Raw genomic sequence first — 636 nt, 5'->3', positions numbered from 1 at the left:
TGCCATCGCTCAACGGATAAAAGCTACCCTGGGGATAACAGGCTTATCACTCCCAAGAGTTCACATCGACGGAGTGGTTTGGCACCTCGATGTCGGCTCATCGCATCCTGGGGCTGTAGTAGGTCCCAAGGGTTGGGCTGTTCGCCCATTAAAGCGGTACGCGAGCTGGGTTCAGAACGTCGTGAGACAGTTCGGTCCCTATCCGGCGTGGGCGTAGGATATCTGAGAGGAGCTGTCCTTAGTACGAGAGGACCGGGATGGACGGGCCGCTGGTGCACCGGTTAGACTGCCAAGTCTATAGCCGGGTAGCCAAGCCCGGAAGGGATAAACGCTGAAGGCATCTAAGCGTGAAGCCCCCCTCAAGATGAGATATCCCATCCGAAAGGAGTAAACCCCCTTGAAGACGACGAGGTAGATAGGGCAGAGGTGGAAGTGTGGTAACACATGGAGCTGACTGCTACTAATAGGGTGAGGGCTTGACCAAAAAGCATGGTCAGAATTGATTCGGTTGGTTGTCAACATGTATGTAGTTTTGAAGGTGTGATACACTTTCTAATAATCCTCCTTAGCTCAGTCGGTAGAGCATGCGGCTGTTAACCGCAGTGTCGTTGGTTCGAGTCCAACAGGGGGAGTTTT

General features: G+C 53.1%; 1 tRNA gene and 1 rRNA gene. Both read left to right on the top strand.

The features are described from left to right. Positions 1–484: ribosomal RNA gene (locus WS42_RS14925) — 23S ribosomal RNA — on the top strand; the annotation flags it as partial. A gap of 75 nt (positions 485–559) precedes the next feature. Continuing rightward, positions 560–632, top strand: a tRNA-Asn gene (locus WS42_RS14920). Positions 633–636: the final 4 nt, after the last annotated feature.

Source organism: Odoribacter sp. N54.MGS-14 (genome assembly GCF_000980295.1).
GTDB classification, from domain to species: domain Bacteria; phylum Bacteroidota; class Bacteroidia; order Bacteroidales; family Marinifilaceae; genus Odoribacter; species Odoribacter splanchnicus.
Note: the sequence above shows the minus strand (reverse complement) of the source record. Positions and strands in the feature narration are given on the sequence as shown.